Genomic DNA, 16,290 nt, shown 5'->3' with positions numbered 1-16,290 from the left:
GCTCCTGCCGAACCAGGGCCGGGCGTGGCGGCGTTGGCCACAGTCCTGGCCCTGGAGCTCCCCCGGGGTTTTGTACGATCTGGGCGCCGGCGAACCTCCAGGAGACGATGAGCTCAGCGCATCACACCGGAGGCGTCCGGTGAAGCACGCCGGCTCCTCGCTCGCCAAGCCTTGTGCACGGCTCGGCCGGCGCCCTCACGGGAATCGCCAGCGGCGAGGGTCCATCCGGCCACCGGCGGGAAAGTGCCGCCCAGCGGCAACACGCCGATGAACGCCCCCATCGCGGCCAGGGCCTGCGCGGAGCCCGAGAACGCCGAACACGCGGACAACAGGGGCGCGCACTGCTGAAGCCGCCCTGGCCGCTGCGGCGCGGCCTGAGCTGACCAACGACTGCCCCGTTCGGGACCTTCGCCCCTGAAAATCGCCAGCGTCGCGAGATGTGATGAAAGCGAACGACAAGGAGGAAGGTATGAACGCCATCGCGCGCCGGAACCGCGGATTGTTCCCGGAGATCTTCGATCTGCTGGAGTCCCCGCTCGCCGGGCTACGCCCGCAGGTACGGATCAAGCTGGAGGACTACGTCAAGGACGGCCGGTACGTCCTGCGCGCCGAGCTGCCCGGCATCGACACCGACAAGGACGTCGAGATCACCCTGGCCCGCGGCATCCTCACCATCCAGGCCGAGCGCCACCACGAGCAGAAGGACGCCCACCGCACCGAGTTCGCCTACGGCGCGTTCACCCGCTCGATCACGCTTCCGCCCGGCGCCGACGAGAGCGATGTCACGGCCGCCTACGACCAGGGCATCCTCGAGGTCAGCGTGAAGCTCACCGAGCCCAAGCCGGCCGGCACCCGCATCCTCGTACAGAAGCCAGAGAAGCGCTGAGTGCCATGCGCATGACCGTCGCGGATGTGATGACGACCAAGGTCGTCACGGTCACCGCCGCCACCCCCTTCAAGGACATCGCCGAAGCCCTCATCTCCGGCGGCATCAGCGCCGTCCCGGTCATCGACGACGGCGGCCACGTGCTCGGCATGGTGTCCGAGGCCGACCTGCTGCGCAAGGAGGAATTCCGGGAGGAGTTCTACCGCGAGGGCTACCGGCCGCCGCTACGCGCCCGGCTGCGCCACCCCAAGGGGCGGCAGAAGGCCGAGGGCGACACCGCCGCCGAGTTGATGACCAGCCCGGCCGTCACCATCTCGAGTGGGGCGTCGGCCGTCTCGGCCGCGCGCCTCATGGACGCCCACGACGTCAAGCGGCTCGCGGTCGTCGACGACAACGGCCGGCTCGTCGGCATCGTCAGCCGGCGCGACCTGGTCAAGCTGTTCCTGCGCGCGGACGAGGAGATCGCCACGGAGGTCCGCGACGACATCCTGGACCGCAGGCTGTGGGTCAACACCGACGGCATCCAGGTGGGGGTCCGCCAGGGCGTCGTGACACTGTCCGGCTGGATGGAACGCCGCACCGAGGCCGCCATCGCCGTCCGCATGACCGGCCGCGTCAACGGCGTGGTCGACGTCGTGGACGAGCTCAACTGGAAGACCGACGACTCCAGGTGGGAGGGCATGTAGCCATGCTCGTGCGCGAGGTCATGAGCAGTCGTGTGATCACCGTCCGCCGCACCGACCCGGTGCGGCGGGCCGTCCGGACCCTCTATGACAACGACATCACCGCCGCTCCCGTCGTCGACGACTCAGGTCGCCTCGTGGGTGTCGTCAGCGAACTGGATCTGTTGCGCGGAGAGTTCGAACCGGACCCTCGCGCCACCGTCCTTCCCCCGCACGCGGCGCACGAGCCGCCGCCTCGGCGGGTCACCGAGGTCATGACCCGCGAGGCCGTCACCGTCACCGAGACCACCGACATCACCACGGCCATCGACCTCATGGTGGGCAAGCGGATCAAGAGCCTGCCCGTGGTCCGCGGCGCGCAGCTCGTCGGCATGGTCAGCCGCCGCGATCTGATGGCGATGCTGGCCCGCCCCGACGACGAGCTGCGCCGGGCGGTCGTGGCCGCGCTGCGCGAGCAGTACCCGTTCGGCCCGAGCTGGGAGGTCGCCGTGCACAACGGCGTCGCCGAGCTGTCCGGGCCGACCCACGAGCACGCCGACCACGTCGCCGACCTGCTCGCCCGCACCGTGCCCGGCATCGTCCGGGTCAGGCACCTCAGGAGATCACCATGAGAACCACCGTCGAGAACGTGATGACCACCGACGTGGCCGCCGTCAACGAGAAGGCGTCCTTCCACACCGTGGCCGAGCTGCTCATCAGCCGGGGCGTCAGCGGCGTGCCGGTGCTGGACGACGACAACCGCGTCCTGGGTGTCGTGTCCGAGGCCGACCTGCTGGCCAAGGAGGAGTTCAAGGAGCGCTACTACGGCGACGGCTACCGGCCGCCGCTACGCGCCCGCATCCGCCACACCGCCGGCAGCGAGGGCAGCGGCTACCACAAGTCCCTCGGCGAGACCGCCGGCGCGCTCATGAGCGCTCCGGCCCACATCACCACTCCTGAGGCAGCCGTCGTGTCGGCCGCGCGCCTGATGGACCGCTACGGCGTCAAACGCCTGCCGGTCGTGGACACCGACGGCCGCCTGGTCGGCATCGTCAGCCGCCACGACCTGATCAAGGTCTTCCTGCGCCTCGACAAGGACATCGAGCAGGAGGTACGCGAGGTCCTGCGCGGCAGGGCGGACGTCACCGTGACCGACGCTGTCGTCACGCTCACCGGGACGTACGCCGAGCGCAGTCAGGCCGTCACCGCCGTCCGCCTGGCCGAGAACATCGACGGCGTCGTCGCCGTGCGCGACGAGCTCACCTGGAAGCACGACGACATCGCCGACCTGCCCATCTGGGGCGGAGCATGACATGGAGCCCGTCCTGCGTAGCCCGTTCACCAGCATGGCGACGACCCTTCGCGAACCCACCACCGTGCGCATGGTGACCCGGCCCGGATGGTCGGGGACCACGGTCCTGTACAGGTCAACGCCCACCTCCGGTGTGCCGGAGGTGGGCGTGTGATCGTTCGCACTACTTCAGCCAGGCGTTGCGCCGGACGATCGGCAGGTTGCCGAGTCCGAGCGTGGCGCCTGGGCACGAGGTCCCGGAACGAGACGCCGTTGGTCCTCAGCCGGCCCGCTGGGCGAGCGAGAAGTACGCCTCTTCCTCCTGTGCGAAGTGCAGGGTCAGCACGGCATGGAGTCCGTACAGGCAGGCCCGCAGATCGTCGAGCTGCTCGGGCCTGAGGCCTTGTGCGGTGGCGAGGTCCAGGTGACGGCCCAGTCTCGCCGCAAGCCTGCTGATCTCGGCGTGTGCCCTGCTCATGGTGACTGTGGCCTCGGGGTCGCCGAGCAGCCGGCTGAGCGCCGGGTACAGGCGCCGCTCCTCGGCCTGCTCATGCGGCAGGATCTCGCTGGTCAATGCTTCGTGGACTCTGCGCAGCAGGGCAAGCGCCCTCGGCGACGGCCGATCGAGCGCGTCGGCGGCTTCTCGCAGCAGGCCCAGCGCGGGCCGCAGCACGGCGTGCTCCTGCTCGAAGCGGTGCAGCAGCGCGCCGGTCGGGGCGTCGACGTCCAAGCGGGTTCCCCTGGCTGGACGCAGGGCACGCAGGGCATTGAGAATCACCGCGACGTCGATGGCCTCCTGCAGGAGCGCTCCGGCCGCCGGTGGAAGGAAGCCCGCGGCGGCCACGACCATGGCGGCCAGCGACAGGCCGAGACCCACCGCCGCGCTCTGTACGGCGATGCGCCGGGTACGGCGGGCCACGTCCATGGCGTCGGCCAGCCGGTCGAGCCGGTCGGTGGTCAACACCACGTCAGCCGCCTGGGCCGAGGCCGCCGAACCGCGCGCCCCCATGGCCACCCCGACGTGGGCGGCGGCCAGCGCCGGCGCGTCGTTGATGCCGTCGCCGACCATCACCGTCGGCGCGCGCCCGGCCTCCTCCTGGACGGCCGCGACCTTCTGCTCGGGCGTTCTCTCCGCAAGCACGCGATCGACGCCGAGCACGGCCGCCACGCTCTCGGCGACCTCGGTCCGGTCGCCGGTGAGCATGACCACGCGGCCGATGCCGGCCGACCGGAGCCTGCGTAGCGTACGTGCGGCATCCGAACGCACCGCATCCCGCAGGAAGATCACTCCAGCGATCACACCGTCCACGCTGACCCAGACGGTCGTCGCGCTGTCGAGGGCCGCTCTGGCCCGCTGGGTCGCCATCCACGCCGAATCGGTCCCAGCCGGCGCCTTTCCGACGCGCACGACTCGGTCACCGACCGTCCCCGTGGTGCCGGATCCGGCCTCCTCGCGCACCTGAGCGACCCGGTACGGCGTGCCTCCCCCCTCGTCCGCGCGGCGCACGATGGCGGCGGCCAGCACATGCGAGGACATCCGGTCGACGGCCGCCGCCAGGCCCAGCACCTCCTGCGGTGTGAAGCCGTCCGCGGCGACGATGTCCACCACCTCGGGACGGCCCTGAGTCAGGGTCCCCGTCTTGTCAAGGACGAGCGTGCGGGCGTGGCCCAGCCTCTCCAGGGAGCCGCCACCCTTGACCACGACACCCCGGCGGGCAGTGCGTGACAGACCGGAGGCGATCGCGGCCGGTGCGGCCAGCAGCAGCGGGCACGGGGTAGCCACCACGAGCACGGCGACGGCCCGCACCGCATCTCCCGACAGAGCCCACGCCAGCCCGGCCATCCCCAGCGTCGCGGGCAGGAACCAAGCGGCGAACCGGTCGGCCAGCCGCACCACCGGAGCACTGTCCGCCTCGGTTTCGCGGGTCAGTCGCACCACACCGGCGTAGGTGCTCTGGTCCGCCGCTGCGGTGGCCATCAGATCGAAGGCCGGCCCGGCGTTCACGACACCGCTTCGCACCCTTTCCCCGACCGGATACTCCACCGGCAGCGCCTCACCGGTGAGGGCCGACTCGTCCAGCACCGCCGCCGCGCCCCCGGCCACCACGCCGTCGACCGGCACCATCTCGCCGGCGGGAACCAGCAGCAGGTCGCCTCGTGACACCTCGGAAACATCCACCTTGCGCGGGCCGTCGTTCCCGTAGCGGTGTGTCCACCGCGGCGCCCGCTCGTACAGCGCGGTCAGGTCGCGCCGGGCCCGCCTCATCGCGTACTCCTCCAGCGCACGGCCGCTGGCCAGCATCACCGCGATCAGCGAGCCCGCCAGGTACTCCCGCACGGACAGCGTACCGGCCAGGGAGAGCACCGCGATGGCGTCCACACCGAGCCTGCCGCCCCGAAGCGCCGACACCACCCACCACGACGCGGGCAGGATGGCGATGACCGTCCCGGCCGCGAACACCGCATCGCCCCAGTCGGGACGGCCGATCAACTTCAGCACCCCTCCGACGGCCAGCGCGGCGACCGTGAGCGCCAGGAAGGCCGCCAGCCTCGAACGCTTCACCCAATAATCCTCGCCGCTCCGGTGATTCTCCCCCAGGGACCTTCGACCTGCTCCAACTGCCGATCGGCCATTCATACCCACGCCGCGTCACGCACAGGTCCCTTGGTCCGCGGCTTTGGAGACCAATGGCACTCGTATGGCGGAAATTTCGCGACTGTGCGGGGCGGCGGACGAGTTCGAGCGGAACCAGTGCGCCGGGCCACTTGTGGTGGGGCCAGTCCCACGCGTGGCACACGGTCAGCGGCAGCCCTCTGCCGGCGGCTTCGGCGGCACCCCATCGCAGGGCTTCGTGCGCCGGCAACGATCCTTCGTATCCGACCAGGACGCCGAGCTCATGCTGGTTCATCGTCTGCCTCCGCCTGTTCGATCTCATTCACGCTCTCCCGGGAGAGGCGGTGTCGTTCAGAGGCGTCTCTCTCGTTCTGAGGGGACTTGGGTCCTCCTGTGTGCGCTGCTGATCACGCCCAGGTCCACTCACGGACCTCGGGCGCGTCCTCGCCGTGCTCGCGGGTGTGGGCGCGGGCCCGCAGACGTTCGTCGGCCATCTGCTGGCGCAGGTGCGCCTGGGTGGCGCCCAGCCCCGGCACGCGATCGATGACGTCCATCACCAGGTGGAAGCGGTCGATGTCGTTGAGCATGCACATGTCGAACGGCGTCGTCGTGGTGCCCTCCTCCTTGTAGCCGCGCACGTGCAGGTTGGCGTGGCCGCGACGGCGGTAGGTGAGGCGGTGGATCAGCCACGGGTAGCCGTGGAAGTTGAAGATGATCGGCTTGTCGGTGGTGAACAGGGCGTCGAACTCGGCGTCCGGCATGCCGTGCGGGTGCTCGGACGGCGGCTGGAGCCGCATGAGGTCCACGACGTTGACCACCCTGACCTTGAGCCGCGGCAGGTGCTCGCGCAGGATGGCCGCGGCGGCCAGGGTCTCCAGGGTGGGCACGTCGCCGGCGCAGGCCAGCACCACGTCCGGCTTGTCGCCGGCGTCGGTGGAGGCCCACGGCAGGATGCCGAGGCCGCGGGTGCAGTGGGCGATGGCCTCGTCCATGGTGAACAGATCGAGCACCGGCTGCTTGCCGGCGACGATGACGTTGACGTAGTCGCGAGAGCGCAGGCAGTGGTCGCCGACGGAGAGCAGCGTGTTGGCGTCCGGCGGCAGGTAGACGCGCACGATCTCCGCCTTCTTGTTGACCACGATGTCGAGGAAGCCGGGGTCCTGGTGGCTGAAGCCATTGTGGTCCTGGCGCCACACGTGGGAGGACAGCAGGTAGTTGAGCGAGGCGATCGGTCGCCTCCAAGGGATCCGCTTCGCGGCCTGCAGCCATTTGGCGTGCTGGTTGAACATGGCGTCGATGATGTGGATGAACGCCTCGTAGCAGTTGAACAGGCCATGGCGGCCGGTCAGCAGGTAGCCCTCCAGCCAGCCCTGGCACAGATGCTCGGACAGCACCTCCATCACGCGGCCACCGGCCGCCAGATGCTCGTCCGTGGGTTCGACCTCGGCGTTCCAGGCGCGCGTGGTGGTCTCGAAGACGGCCTGCAGCCGGTTGGAGGCCGTCTCGTCGGGCCCCATCAGCCGGAAGGTGCGCGGGTTGGCCGCGATCACGTCCCGCAGGAACGCGCCCAGGACGCGGGTGGGCTCGCTTGACTGGACGGCGGGCGTCTTGACCTGCACCGCGTACTCGCGGAAGTCCGGCAGGGCCAGCGGGGCCAGCAGTTCGCCGCCGTCGGCGTGCGGGTTGGCGCTCATCCGCAGCGGCCCCTCGGGCACCGTCCGCAGCACGGCGGGCGCCGGGCGGCCGTCGGCGTCGAACAGTTCCTCCGGGCGGTAGGAGCGCATCCACTCCTCCAGCATCGCCAGGTGCCCGGGGTTGTCGCGGACCCCGGACAGGGGCACTTGATGGGCCCGCCAGGTGCCCTCGATGGGCAGGCCGTCGACTTCGCGCGGCCCGGTCCAGCCCTTGGGCGTCCGTAGGATGATCATAGGGGAACGGTTCGCGCGGCCTTCCTTGTAGGCGGCGATCTGGTCGAACACCACGTCCAGCGTCCCGGCCATCTGCTCGTGGTCCGGGCCGACGATGTGCGGACGGTAGCCGTAGCCCTCCATGAGCTTGAGCAGCTCCGTCTCGGGGATCCTGGACAGGAGCGTCGGGTTGGCGATCTTGTAGCCGTTCAGGTGCAGGATGGGCAGGACCACACCGTCGCGGCTGGGATCGAGCAGCTTGTTGGAGTGCCAGCTCGTGGCCAGCGGGCCGGTCTCGGCCTCGCCGTCCCCGACCACGCAGGCCACGACCAGCCGGGGGTTGTCGAACGCGGCCCCGTAGGCGTGGGCGAGGGCGTAGCCGAGCTCACCGCCCTCATGGATCGAGCCCGGTGTCTCAGGTGCCACGTGGCTGGGGATGCCGCCGGGGAAGGAGAACTGCCGGAACAGCCTGCGCATGCCGACGGCGTCCTGGGAGACCTCGGGGTACGCCTCCGAATAGGAGCCCTCCAGCCAGGCGTGCGCGACCGCGGCCGGGCCGCCGTGCCCGGGACCGGCGATGTAGATCATGTCCTGGTCGCGCTCGTTGATGATCCGGTTGAGGTGGGCGAAGCAGAAGTTCAAGCCCGGTGTGGTGCCCCAGTGACCGAGCAGGCGGGGTTTGACGTGCTCGGGTCGGAGCGGCTCGGTCAGCAGGGGGTTGTCCAGCAGGTAGATCTGCCCCACGGACAGGTAGTTCGCGGCACGCCAGTACGCGTCGATCGCCTGTGTCATCGTCATGGTCACGATGATTTCCGCGGCCGCAGGTGCTGCCTAGGGACCTTGGTCCCCAGGCTCGCGGGCCAACCTCACAGGGGGACCTGCCAGCGCAGCCGTGTCCCGCCCTCGCCGGGGGACCCGAACTCCGCGGTGCCGCCCAACCGGCCGGCCCGTTCTTCGATGTTGTGCAGCCCGCTGCGGCGCCCGCCCTCGCCCAGACCGACGCCGTCGTCCGTGACCACCAGAGTGAGGCCGGCGCTCGTGACCTCGACGGACACGTCGGCACGGGTCGCGCGGGAGTGGCGGACCACATTGGACAGCGCCTCGCGCAACACCGCCACCAGATGCTCGGCGGCGGAATCGGGCACCAGGGTGTCGATCTGGCCTTCCATCCGCAGGCCCGGCATGAACCCCAGGTGGCTGCCCGCGCCCTCCACCAGCTCCACGATCTGCCCGCGCAGGCTCGGCGCGGCATCGGCGGGCGAGCCCTGCAGGGCGAAGATGGACGAGCGGATCTGCCGGATCGTCTCGTCCAGCTCGTCGATCGCGTGCTGCAGCCGCTTGCCCGCCTCGGGCCGCTCCACCAGCCGGAGCGTGCTCATCAACGTCATCGCGGTCGCGAACAGCCGCTGGATGACCACGTCGTGCAGGTCCCTGGCGATCCGGTCGCGGTCCTCCAGCAGGCCGAGCCGTTCGGCGTCCCGCCGCGCCTCGGCAAGTTCCAGCGCGATCGCCGCCTGGCCGGCGAACGCCCCCAGCATCTGCTGGGTCGCCCGGCTGAAAGGCAGCCGACCGCTGCGCTTGGCGAGCACCAGCACCCCGCGCACGGCCGGTGCGGTGCCCAGCGGGACGACGAGTCCCGGGCCGTAGCCGAGCCGCCGCAGCGGCGAGCCCGGATAGGGGGCGCTCTTCATGTCCGCATTGGACAGCGGCTCTCCTTGGGCCAACGCGGCGCCCTCGAGCGTGGCCGATATCTCGACCAGGGTTCCCAGCAGGCCCTCCGCGCCCTCCCCCTCGGCGACCTCCACCACGAGCGCCTGTCCGGCGGCATCCGGCAGCAGCACCTCGACCAGGTCCGCGTCGCCCATCTGGCGGGCGCGGGCGGCCACCACGGACAGCACCTCGCGCGGGTCGGCGCCGGACAGCAGGCTCGTGGTCACCTCAGACGACGCCTGCAGCCAGGTCTCGCGACTGCGCGATTCCTCGTACAGGCGGGCGTTCTCCACCGCCACGCCGGCCGCCGTGGCCAGGGCGATCACCACCGCCTCGTCCTCTTCGTCGAACTCGCCGCCGCCGCGCTTCTCCGTGAGGTACAGGTTGCCGAACACCTCGTCGCGCACCCTGACAGGCACGCCGAGGAAGGTCCCCATCGGGGGGTGGCCGGGCGGGAAGCCATAGGACTCCGGATGATCGGAGATGCGGGCCAGCCGCAGCGGCCGGGCATCCTTGATCAGCAGCCCGAGCAGGCCCAGCCCGTGCGGCCAGTGCTCAATCCTGGCGATCTCCTCCTCGGTCAGCCCGACCGGGATGAACTGCAGCAGCGTGCTGTCCTGCCCGACCACACCCAGCGCCCCGTAGCTGGCGTCCACCAGCGTGGTCGCCGTCTCCACGATGCGTCGCAGGACCGTCGGCAGGTCGAGATCGCTGCCCACCGACACGACGGCCTCCAGCAGCGCGTGCACCCGGTCACGGGTGGCCAGCACGGCGTTCAGCCGAACCTGCAACTCCGCCAGCAGTTCATCGAGCCGCATCTGCGGCATCAGCGGGCTGTGCTCACTTTCCACGCCGAACAGTGTCGCATCGGGACGGCCGGATGCCCAGTACGGCCGATCAGCGACGTCGCGCCTGCTCAAGGACCTTCGGCGCCTCCGAAGGGCTCCCGGTCAAGGGCTCCGGACCCTCACGACGGCGCCGTGGGAGAAAGCGCGATGAAAGAGAGGTAGGAGGGGCCGAAGGGGATCTCGCGCGCAAGGAGGGGTTCCGGGACTGCGGGGCATCCTCAGCAGGCGTGACCTGCTCAGGATGCACCTGCGCGACGACTACGAGACCAGGCGGCGCGTCGTCGAGGGCAGCATCGTAGACGTCCAGGAGGCGCTCACTCGGCGAGAGGACGACGTCCTGGAGCTTCCCCGTCACCTGGGGCCGCCCGTGAACCTCCGGTCCGGTCAGTGGACGGGAACCAGTTCGAAGCCCGTGATGATCTCTGGGCGGATGCGGATCACCTGGTCCATCTCACCTGCCACCCAGGGCTGCAGCAGGTCCTTGTAGCGGGCGACCTCTTCGGAGCGGCTCACCAGCTGGGCCCTGCCCGTCACGACCACGCTCCAGCCCAGCCGCTCCACGATGTCGAGGTCGTCCGCCTCGAACGCCACCACGACGTCGGCGGCGGCCAGTTCCACGCTCAGTATGGCGCTGTGGCCGGAGCGGATGACGATCTGGCCGCCCGTGACAATGTGATTCACCGGCCGTATGGCGGGCAGCGCGTTGCGGGTGAACACGATCCGCCCGATCGGCACGCTGGCCAGCCGTCGCAGTGAGTCCACCGTGGACAGTTCCTTGAGGTCACGGGGATGCATGTCGCCGGACCGTTTGCGAGGTCATCGGTACATCGTGGTGCGCGGATCACGACCGGGGGTAGGGCCGAAAGTCCTTCGTCACAGCACAACGTGTTTGCCGGCCCATCGCCGCGTCCACGGCCACTCCGGTGCCGGACCGACTGCGTGTGGTCGGCGCGACGCCGAGCACCGCGCCCGGCGCACAGGCCAGATAGCGACGCAGGATGGGAGCCCGCGCGCCTCGGCGAGGCCGGCCCTGGAGCCGTCCACCGCCACGCGAATCATGTTTCCTCCTCTGTGTCCCTTTCAGGACCACGACACGCTGGAGATCGTCGCCCGCCCAGCATCGGAGGGCCCGTGCCGGAGGACCTTCGCCGGCGCCACTTCGGGACTTTCGTCCTTTCGGCGATGCCACCGCTTCGGTAGCGTCGCAGGTATGATTCGTGTGTTCCTCCTCGATGATCACGAGGTTGTACGCCGGGGTGTGGCCGCCCTGCTGGACTCTGAGGACGACATCGAGGTGATCGGCGAGGCGGGCACCGCGGAGTCCGCGGTCGCCCGCATCCCGGCGCTCAAGCCGGACGTGGCGGTGCTCGACGTGCGATTGCCGGATGGCAACGGCGTGGACGTGTGCCGGGAGGTGCGCTCGCGGGTGCCGGGGCTGGCGTGCCTGATGCTGACCTCGTTCGCCGACGACGACGCGTTGTTCGACGCGGTGATGGCCGGGGCCGCCGGCTATGTGCTCAAGCAGATCCACGGCTCCGACCTGGTCGGCGCCGTCCGCACGGTCGCCTCCGGCCAGTCGCTGCTCGACCCGCAGACCACCGCCGCCATGCTGCAGCGCCTGCGCGACCAGGCCGAAAGGAAAGACCCCCTCGCGGCGCTGACCGCCCAGGAGCGGCACATCCTCGACCTCATCGGGGAAGGGCTGACCAACCGGCAGATCGGCGAGCGCATGTTCCTGGCCGAGAAGACGGTCAAGAACTACGTCTCCAACCTGCTGTCCAAGCTGGACATGCAGCGCCGTACGCAGGCGGCGGCCCTGGCCGCACGGTTGCGGGCCGACCGCAAGGAATGACCGGCGGCACCGCCTGCGCTCAGCGATCGGCTCAGTGTGGTGCGACGCTCCGCCGGGCCACGGTGATGGGGCGGTTCGATCCGCCATGCCGCGTCCGCGACGGCACTCCTACATCAGTGGAGGGACGACAATGAGGTCGTCGTTACCGGAGACCACCTCGCACACGACATCCACGACGCCTTCGACGGCGCGGACCGCCTCGGTGAGGGCGATGGCCTGCGATCTCCGCTGCACCCGTCCACCGATCGTCACCACACCTGCGTCGATCTCGATGGAGAACGGGCCGGGGTCCGAGAGTGCGGCCCGGATGTCGGCCTCCAGTTCCGCGGCGGGGCGGGTGAACACCCGCAGCACGTCGCGCTGGTGCAGGGTGCCGACCACGCGCCCGGTGACCGGATCGATCACCGGCAACTGCTTGATGCGCTTGGCGTGCATCAGCAGGGCCGCGTCGCGCACGCTGGTGCGCGGGGTGACGGTGATCGCCGGGGAGGTCATCAGCTGGGACGCCGTGACCGCCGCGGCCTTCTCATGCTCGCGCCGCTGCCTGCGGGACTCGAACATCGACACGCTGTGCCGTACCGGGTCGATCTCCTTGAGCAGCAGGTCGTCCTCGGAGACCACGCCCATCGGCCGCCGGTCGGCGTCGATGACGGTGACCGCGCCGACCGCGTACCGCTTCATGGCGGCCACGATGTCGGCGAACGACGCGTCCGCCGACACGGCGATGGCCACACGTCCCATGACGTCCTTGACTTCGATCGACATGGCGTCCACCTCGCTTCCACCTCCCACGCTCCCGTACGGCGGGCCGCGGAGCCAGCGGCGAACGTCCCCCCGCCGCCGGCCGAAGGTCCCGTGTCTCCGCCGCGCGCTCGCAGCCGTTCGGCGAAGGCCTCGGCCGCCAGGCGCGGCCGCGAGGGTGGGGGCTGCGGAAAGCCGGCGGGAGCGGGCCGTTGTGACGGGTCGACCAGCGACGCGAACAGCGCGACCGTCTCGGGGGGCGGCAGGGCGGGCAGCCGGATGCGGGTCATGCCGTACGGCACCGCCAGGTCGATCCGGCTGGTCAGCAGCACCGCGCGGCAGGGCCCGCAGCGGCGACTGGGTCTGCCCGGCATCGGTGACATCGTCCAGCACGACCGGCACCCGCCGGCCGGCCGGCCGCGCCCGCAGCGGTTCGCGATCGAGATCCGGGCAACCGCCCAGACGTAGTCGACGGAGGTGCGCGCCGCCCTGCCGACGCCGGTGTCCATCACGGGCTTGCGGGTGCTGGTGGCCATGGCGGCCTCCCTTCGGTTCCGTCGTACGTCCCTCTCGCACCTCCATCACACGGTTCGCGGCCGGTGGCGTTCAGTGTCGTACGGCCCGTCGCCGAAGGACCTTGGTCCCCCTCACTCCAGCACGTCGGTGAGCGGTCGGCGGGGGACATCCTTGCTGTCGAAGGTGACGCCCAGCCGCATGATCATCTGCGGGTACTCGCCGGAGCAGAGCTCCTGACGCAGGAACTCGCGCAACAGATCCATTTCCAGGGCCTGCGTGTGAAAGGCGGCGCTGACGCCGTGCGCTGAGGCGTGCAGCAGGACACGCTGCAGCGCCTGACCGGTGGCGATCCACTCCTCGCGGCTGTCGCCCGGCGTGGTCAGGACGGCCACCACTCCGGTCGACGCCTCGCTCCGGGTGGCCGGGATCCCCCAGCCGTGCCGCCAGGAATAGCGGCGCTGCGGGAAGTCAGGCTCCGTCGGCACGGGCTCCCGCGGATAGGCATCGGCAGGCACCCCGTCGGCACGGGCACCGCCCGGCGGCTGTGACCAGCGGATGAGCTCCAGGCTGAACCGCTGCTCCTGCACCTGGACGCCCTGAGCCGCCTGCGTGAGCGCGGCGAGCACGTTCACCGCGGCCGGGGAGCGGATGGGCGTCAGCTTGGCGCCCTCCCTCATGGCCGCCCTGGCCAGCGACTCGATGAGCTGGTCGGGTATCGGCACGTCGGCGAAGCCGGCCCGGTGGGTACGGCGCCGTTCGATCTCGCCTCCGAGGACCCATGTCAGCTCGTCGGCCTCGATCTCCTCGCCCGGTCTGATCGTGGCCAGCAAGCCTGGCCGGTCGGGATCAGGAAGGATTCGGACGACGGGTTCGTAGCCCTCGAAGCGGATGGTGGTGCTCATGGTGAACAGGGCGGCACCGCAGCTGATCAGCAGCTCCCGGCCCGCGGGATCGCTCACCGGAAGTTGCCTGCTGGTGTCGGCCCTCAGGCTGATTTCCTCTCCGGAGACGGCGAAGGCCCAGGGCTGGGTGTTGTGCACGGATGGGGCCCAGCGGCCGGCTTCCACCGCGGCGTCCAGTGCCTGCTTCGGCGAGCGGATGCTCATGGTGCACCTCCAGGAGACGATGCGCTCAGCGCATCACACCGGAGGCGTCCGGTGAAGCACGCCGGCTCCTCGTTTGCCAAGCCTTGTGCACGGCACCATCGAGGGGATCAGAGACGTTCGACGCTGATGATCGAGACCGGCCGGGGCGAGGCCGTAGGTCCTGGCCGAGGCCGGAGATCGGGAAAGCTCAGGCCCAAAGGCCCTGTCCGATCCGGCAGGCGAATGGGTAGCTTCCCACAAGGCGGCACGCGTCAACCACGACGTCCGCCATCGGCGTCATCACCACGGGAGGACACGCTCATGACACACACCGGCGACTTCGGGCGTCGCATCACCCATCATCGTACGAGGCTGGACCTCAGTCTTGAGCAGGTCGCCGACCGCGCGGACATGTCAGCCGACTACATCCAGTACCTGGAAGATCACCTGCGCACACCCGACATGGGCACGGTGGCCCGGCTGGCCAAGGCGTTGGAGACCACCGTGGAGGATCTGCTGGGCGGTGGCCGGGATCGCCCGCCTGGTCCCGGTTCGGCCATGGCCGAGCCGGTCCTGGAGGTGCTCAAGCCCGAGGAGTGCCTGCGCCTGATCGCGCCCGGGGGTATCGGCCGAGTCGCGTTCAGCGGCTTGCACGGGCCGACGGTGCTGCCCGTCAACTACAAGCTGCACGACGGCGCCATCGTCTTCCGGACCGCGCACGGTGGCCCCATGGACCAGGATCTGCGGACCGGGCTGGAGGGCGTGGACATCAAGATAGGTTTCCAGGTGGACCGGATCGACGAGGCCCAGCGCGCGGGCTGGAGCGTCCTCGTCCAGGGGCCCGCGCACCACGTGCCGGACGACGAACTGGCCACGGTGGCCGATGCCGAGGTCACCCCGTGGGCGGGTGGCCAACGCCACCTGTACATCCGCATCGTGCCCCATCAGATCACCGGCCGTCGCATCCACGGCCTCTGAGGCGCCCGGCTCGGTGGCGTGCTTCATCGCCGCTCGGGAGCGCTCTGAGCCCTCGTAGCCGACCACGACGTGCCTGGCCAGCCCGGGGATGAGGCCGGCGCTTGCCCTCTGGTGTGTTCCGGCATTCCGGACCTGGTCGGTGCTGAATGAACTATGTACCCCACCTGCCGGCCGACCAGCGCGAGTGACCCAGATCCCGCCAACAGGGAATGCCTACCCCCGAACCCGGAGGTAGGCATTCCCTGTGTGAGCTACTTGAGCCAGGCGTTGCGCCGGACGATCGGCAGGTTGCCGAGCCCGAACGTGGCGCCCGCGCCCGCGAGAGCGAGGCCGATGAGGACGATGGAGTAGATGATGTGGTCGTCCATGAACGGGTTGGTCTCCAGGGGCAGCTCAGCCGCCCACATCAGGACCAGCATCAGGCTGCCGGCACCGGCGGCGATCCGGGTGCCGACGCCCAGGATCAGCGCCAGGCCGACGCCCAGCAGGCCGGCCATGAACAACCAGTCCACCCACGCCTGCCCGGCCAGCGAGCTGAAGAACCCGCCGAGCGCGTGCTCGCCCGTGCCCTTGAGGAACCCGGTCGTCGGACTGCCGCCCTCGATCCAGGCGCGGTTGGCCGGAGTGGCGAAACCCCAGCCGAAGGTCTTGTCCAGGAACGCCCACAGGAAGACCCAGCCGATCGCGATCCGGGCGGCTGCCCAGACGTAATCGACCGAGCGGCGTTCGGCGGCGGTGGCTGCTCCTGTATGCATGGCGGGCCTGCTGATCGTGGCGGCCATGACGGCCCCCTTTCCTTTGATTTCGTCCCTTATCCGCGCTTTCATCACACCGCTTCCGGCGGTTGGCCAGCAGTGCCGTACGACTGTCGTTCCATGGGACCTTGGTCCTCTCCCTCGGACGCCGGTGTGGCTCCACGCGTCCGCCACAGCCTGTATGGACCCAGTCACCGGCCATGGCCACGACCTGGCCGCGTGAGCCAGGACGCCGGCAACGCGCAGCTTGTCCCCGGGCACCATCCGTGGGGCTGACACCTACGGGAGCGTGCGACGGGCCGGCGGAAGCAGGATGGGCCGTCGGCGGCCGGCCTGCCGTCACCTGGGCACTGGCGAGCCTCACTTGGGTGAGACAGGGTGGCGCCGCCATGACCGCCACGGTTCTCACCGAGCGGGTGTGCCGGGCAGGGCCTTTCGGCACCCG

The 16,290-nt window shown here is 70.3% G+C and carries 15 protein-coding genes and 1 pseudogene; 8 read left to right on the top strand and 8 right to left on the bottom strand.

Annotated elements, in window-relative coordinates:
• Nucleotides 1-469: 469 nt before the first annotated feature.
• Genes ABGB18_RS02315 through ABGB18_RS02295 form a run of 5 tightly spaced genes read left to right on the top strand, consistent with a single transcriptional unit; the run spans nucleotide 470 to nucleotide 3,014 of the window.
• Nucleotides 470-886, top strand: a complete 417-nt coding sequence (locus ABGB18_RS02315; protein WP_347693602.1) for an Hsp20/alpha crystallin family protein — start codon at nucleotides 470-472, stop codon at nucleotides 884-886.
• A gap of 11 nt (nucleotides 887-897) precedes the next feature.
• Complete coding sequence (locus tag ABGB18_RS02310) at nucleotides 898-1,572, top strand: CBS domain-containing protein (protein ID WP_347693601.1); 675 nt, start codon at nucleotides 898-900, stop codon at nucleotides 1,570-1,572.
• A gap of 20 nt (nucleotides 1,573-1,592) precedes the next feature.
• Nucleotides 1,593-2,180 carry a CBS domain-containing protein gene (locus ABGB18_RS02305; RefSeq protein ID WP_347693600.1) on the top strand — a complete coding sequence of 196 codons (588 nt, stop codon included), beginning with the start codon at nucleotides 1,593-1,595 and terminating at the stop codon, nucleotides 2,178-2,180.
• On the top strand, nucleotides 2,177-2,860 hold the full coding sequence (locus ABGB18_RS02300) for a CBS domain-containing protein (protein ID WP_347693599.1): 684 nt from the start codon (nucleotides 2,177-2,179) through the stop codon (nucleotides 2,858-2,860). The genes ABGB18_RS02305 and ABGB18_RS02300 overlap by 4 nt, the downstream gene beginning before the upstream one ends.
• Nucleotide 2,861: 1 nt before the next feature.
• Nucleotides 2,862-3,014, top strand: a complete 153-nt coding sequence (locus ABGB18_RS02295) for a hypothetical protein (protein ID WP_347693598.1) — start codon at nucleotides 2,862-2,864, stop codon at nucleotides 3,012-3,014.
• Nucleotides 3,015-3,119: 105 nt separating this feature from the next.
• On the opposite strand, the gene ABGB18_RS02290 is transcribed toward ABGB18_RS02295, so the two are convergent.
• The 5 genes and pseudogenes from ABGB18_RS02290 to ABGB18_RS02270 form a co-directional block, all read right to left on the bottom strand.
• Nucleotides 3,120-5,402 (bottom strand): heavy metal translocating P-type ATPase, encoded by a 2,283-nt coding sequence (locus tag ABGB18_RS02290; protein WP_347693597.1) that lies wholly within the window; start codon nucleotides 5,400-5,402, stop codon nucleotides 3,120-3,122.
• Nucleotides 5,403-5,544: 142 nt separating this feature from the next.
• Nucleotides 5,545-5,748: pseudogene (locus ABGB18_RS02285) on the bottom strand (universal stress protein); the annotation flags it as partial.
• Nucleotides 5,749-5,860: 112 nt separating this feature from the next.
• Entirely contained in the window at nucleotides 5,861-8,158 is a 2,298-nt protein-coding gene (locus ABGB18_RS02280; protein WP_347693596.1) for a phosphoketolase family protein, read from the bottom strand.
• Nucleotides 8,159-8,226: 68 nt separating this feature from the next.
• Entirely contained in the window at nucleotides 8,227-9,897 is a 1,671-nt protein-coding gene (locus ABGB18_RS02275) for a GAF domain-containing protein (RefSeq protein ID WP_347694288.1), read from the bottom strand.
• A gap of 405 nt (nucleotides 9,898-10,302) precedes the next feature.
• Nucleotides 10,303-10,713: a pyridoxamine 5'-phosphate oxidase family protein gene (locus ABGB18_RS02270; RefSeq protein WP_347693595.1), complete on the bottom strand. Its 411-nt coding sequence runs from the start codon at nucleotides 10,711-10,713 to the stop codon at nucleotides 10,303-10,305.
• A 415-nt stretch (nucleotides 10,714-11,128) separates the two neighbouring features.
• Between ABGB18_RS02270 and ABGB18_RS02265 the strand changes: the two genes are divergently transcribed.
• The gene (locus tag ABGB18_RS02265; protein WP_347693594.1) at nucleotides 11,129-11,770 is read left to right on the top strand and encodes a response regulator transcription factor; all 642 of its coding nucleotides are present in this window, start codon (nucleotides 11,129-11,131) and stop codon (nucleotides 11,768-11,770) included.
• A gap of 108 nt (nucleotides 11,771-11,878) precedes the next feature.
• Here the strand turns inward: ABGB18_RS02265 and ABGB18_RS02260 are convergent, their stop codons facing one another.
• Nucleotides 11,879-12,535, bottom strand: a complete 657-nt coding sequence (locus tag ABGB18_RS02260; protein ID WP_347693593.1) for a CBS domain-containing protein — start codon at nucleotides 12,533-12,535, stop codon at nucleotides 11,879-11,881.
• Nucleotides 12,536-12,799: 264 nt separating this feature from the next.
• On the opposite strand from ABGB18_RS02260, the gene ABGB18_RS02255 reads away from it, so the two are divergent.
• Nucleotides 12,800-12,979 (top strand): hypothetical protein, encoded by a 180-nt coding sequence (locus ABGB18_RS02255; protein WP_347693592.1) that lies wholly within the window; start codon nucleotides 12,800-12,802, stop codon nucleotides 12,977-12,979.
• A gap of 179 nt (nucleotides 12,980-13,158) precedes the next feature.
• On the opposite strand, the gene ABGB18_RS02250 is transcribed toward ABGB18_RS02255, so the two are convergent.
• The gene (locus tag ABGB18_RS02250) at nucleotides 13,159-14,133 is read right to left on the bottom strand and encodes a nitroreductase family protein (RefSeq protein WP_347693591.1); all 975 of its coding nucleotides are present in this window, start codon (nucleotides 14,131-14,133) and stop codon (nucleotides 13,159-13,161) included.
• Nucleotides 14,134-14,433: 300 nt separating this feature from the next.
• On the opposite strand from ABGB18_RS02250, the gene ABGB18_RS02245 reads away from it, so the two are divergent.
• Nucleotides 14,434-15,090: a pyridoxamine 5'-phosphate oxidase family protein gene (locus ABGB18_RS02245; protein WP_347693590.1), complete on the top strand. Its 657-nt coding sequence runs from the start codon at nucleotides 14,434-14,436 to the stop codon at nucleotides 15,088-15,090.
• A gap of 251 nt (nucleotides 15,091-15,341) precedes the next feature.
• Here the strand turns inward: ABGB18_RS02245 and ABGB18_RS02240 are convergent, their stop codons facing one another.
• Nucleotides 15,342-15,872 carry a hypothetical protein gene (locus tag ABGB18_RS02240; protein ID WP_347693589.1) on the bottom strand — a complete coding sequence of 177 codons (531 nt, stop codon included), beginning with the start codon at nucleotides 15,870-15,872 and terminating at the stop codon, nucleotides 15,342-15,344.
• Nucleotides 15,873-16,290 lie beyond the last annotated feature (418 nt).

Source organism: Nonomuraea sp. B12E4, assembly GCF_039871825.1.
Classification (GTDB): domain Bacteria; phylum Actinomycetota; class Actinomycetes; order Streptosporangiales; family Streptosporangiaceae; genus Nonomuraea.
This window is presented reverse-complemented; position numbering and strand designations above follow the sequence as displayed.

Excerpts from the sequence above, each read along its gene's own strand:
- ABGB18_RS02275 (WP_347694288.1), bottom strand. The coding sequence starts at position 9,897 with ATGCCGCAGATGCGGCTCGATGAACTGCTGGCGGAGTTGCAGGTTCGG.
- ABGB18_RS02240 (WP_347693589.1), bottom strand. The coding sequence starts at position 15,872 with ATGGCCGCCACGATCAGCAGGCCCGCCATGCATACAGGAGCAGCCACC.
- ABGB18_RS02270 (WP_347693595.1), bottom strand. The coding sequence starts at position 10,713 with ATGCATCCCCGTGACCTCAAGGAACTGTCCACGGTGGACTCACTGCGA.
- ABGB18_RS02265 (WP_347693594.1), top strand. The coding sequence starts at position 11,129 with ATGATTCGTGTGTTCCTCCTCGATGATCACGAGGTTGTACGCCGGGGT.
- ABGB18_RS02280 (WP_347693596.1), bottom strand. The coding sequence starts at position 8,158 with ATGACGATGACACAGGCGATCGACGCGTACTGGCGTGCCGCGAACTAC.
- ABGB18_RS02245 (WP_347693590.1), top strand. The coding sequence starts at position 14,434 with ATGACACACACCGGCGACTTCGGGCGTCGCATCACCCATCATCGTACG.
- ABGB18_RS02315 (WP_347693602.1), top strand. The coding sequence starts at position 470 with ATGAACGCCATCGCGCGCCGGAACCGCGGATTGTTCCCGGAGATCTTC.
- ABGB18_RS02310 (WP_347693601.1), top strand. The coding sequence starts at position 898 with ATGACCGTCGCGGATGTGATGACGACCAAGGTCGTCACGGTCACCGCC.
- ABGB18_RS02295 (WP_347693598.1), top strand. The coding sequence starts at position 2,862 with ATGGAGCCCGTCCTGCGTAGCCCGTTCACCAGCATGGCGACGACCCTT.
- ABGB18_RS02260 (WP_347693593.1), bottom strand. The coding sequence starts at position 12,535 with ATGTCGATCGAAGTCAAGGACGTCATGGGACGTGTGGCCATCGCCGTG.
- ABGB18_RS02255 (WP_347693592.1), top strand. The coding sequence starts at position 12,800 with ATGCCGTACGGCACCGCCAGGTCGATCCGGCTGGTCAGCAGCACCGCG.
- ABGB18_RS02250 (WP_347693591.1), bottom strand. The coding sequence starts at position 14,133 with ATGAGCATCCGCTCGCCGAAGCAGGCACTGGACGCCGCGGTGGAAGCC.
- ABGB18_RS02305 (WP_347693600.1), top strand. The coding sequence starts at position 1,593 with ATGAGCAGTCGTGTGATCACCGTCCGCCGCACCGACCCGGTGCGGCGG.
- ABGB18_RS02300 (WP_347693599.1), top strand. The coding sequence starts at position 2,177 with ATGAGAACCACCGTCGAGAACGTGATGACCACCGACGTGGCCGCCGTC.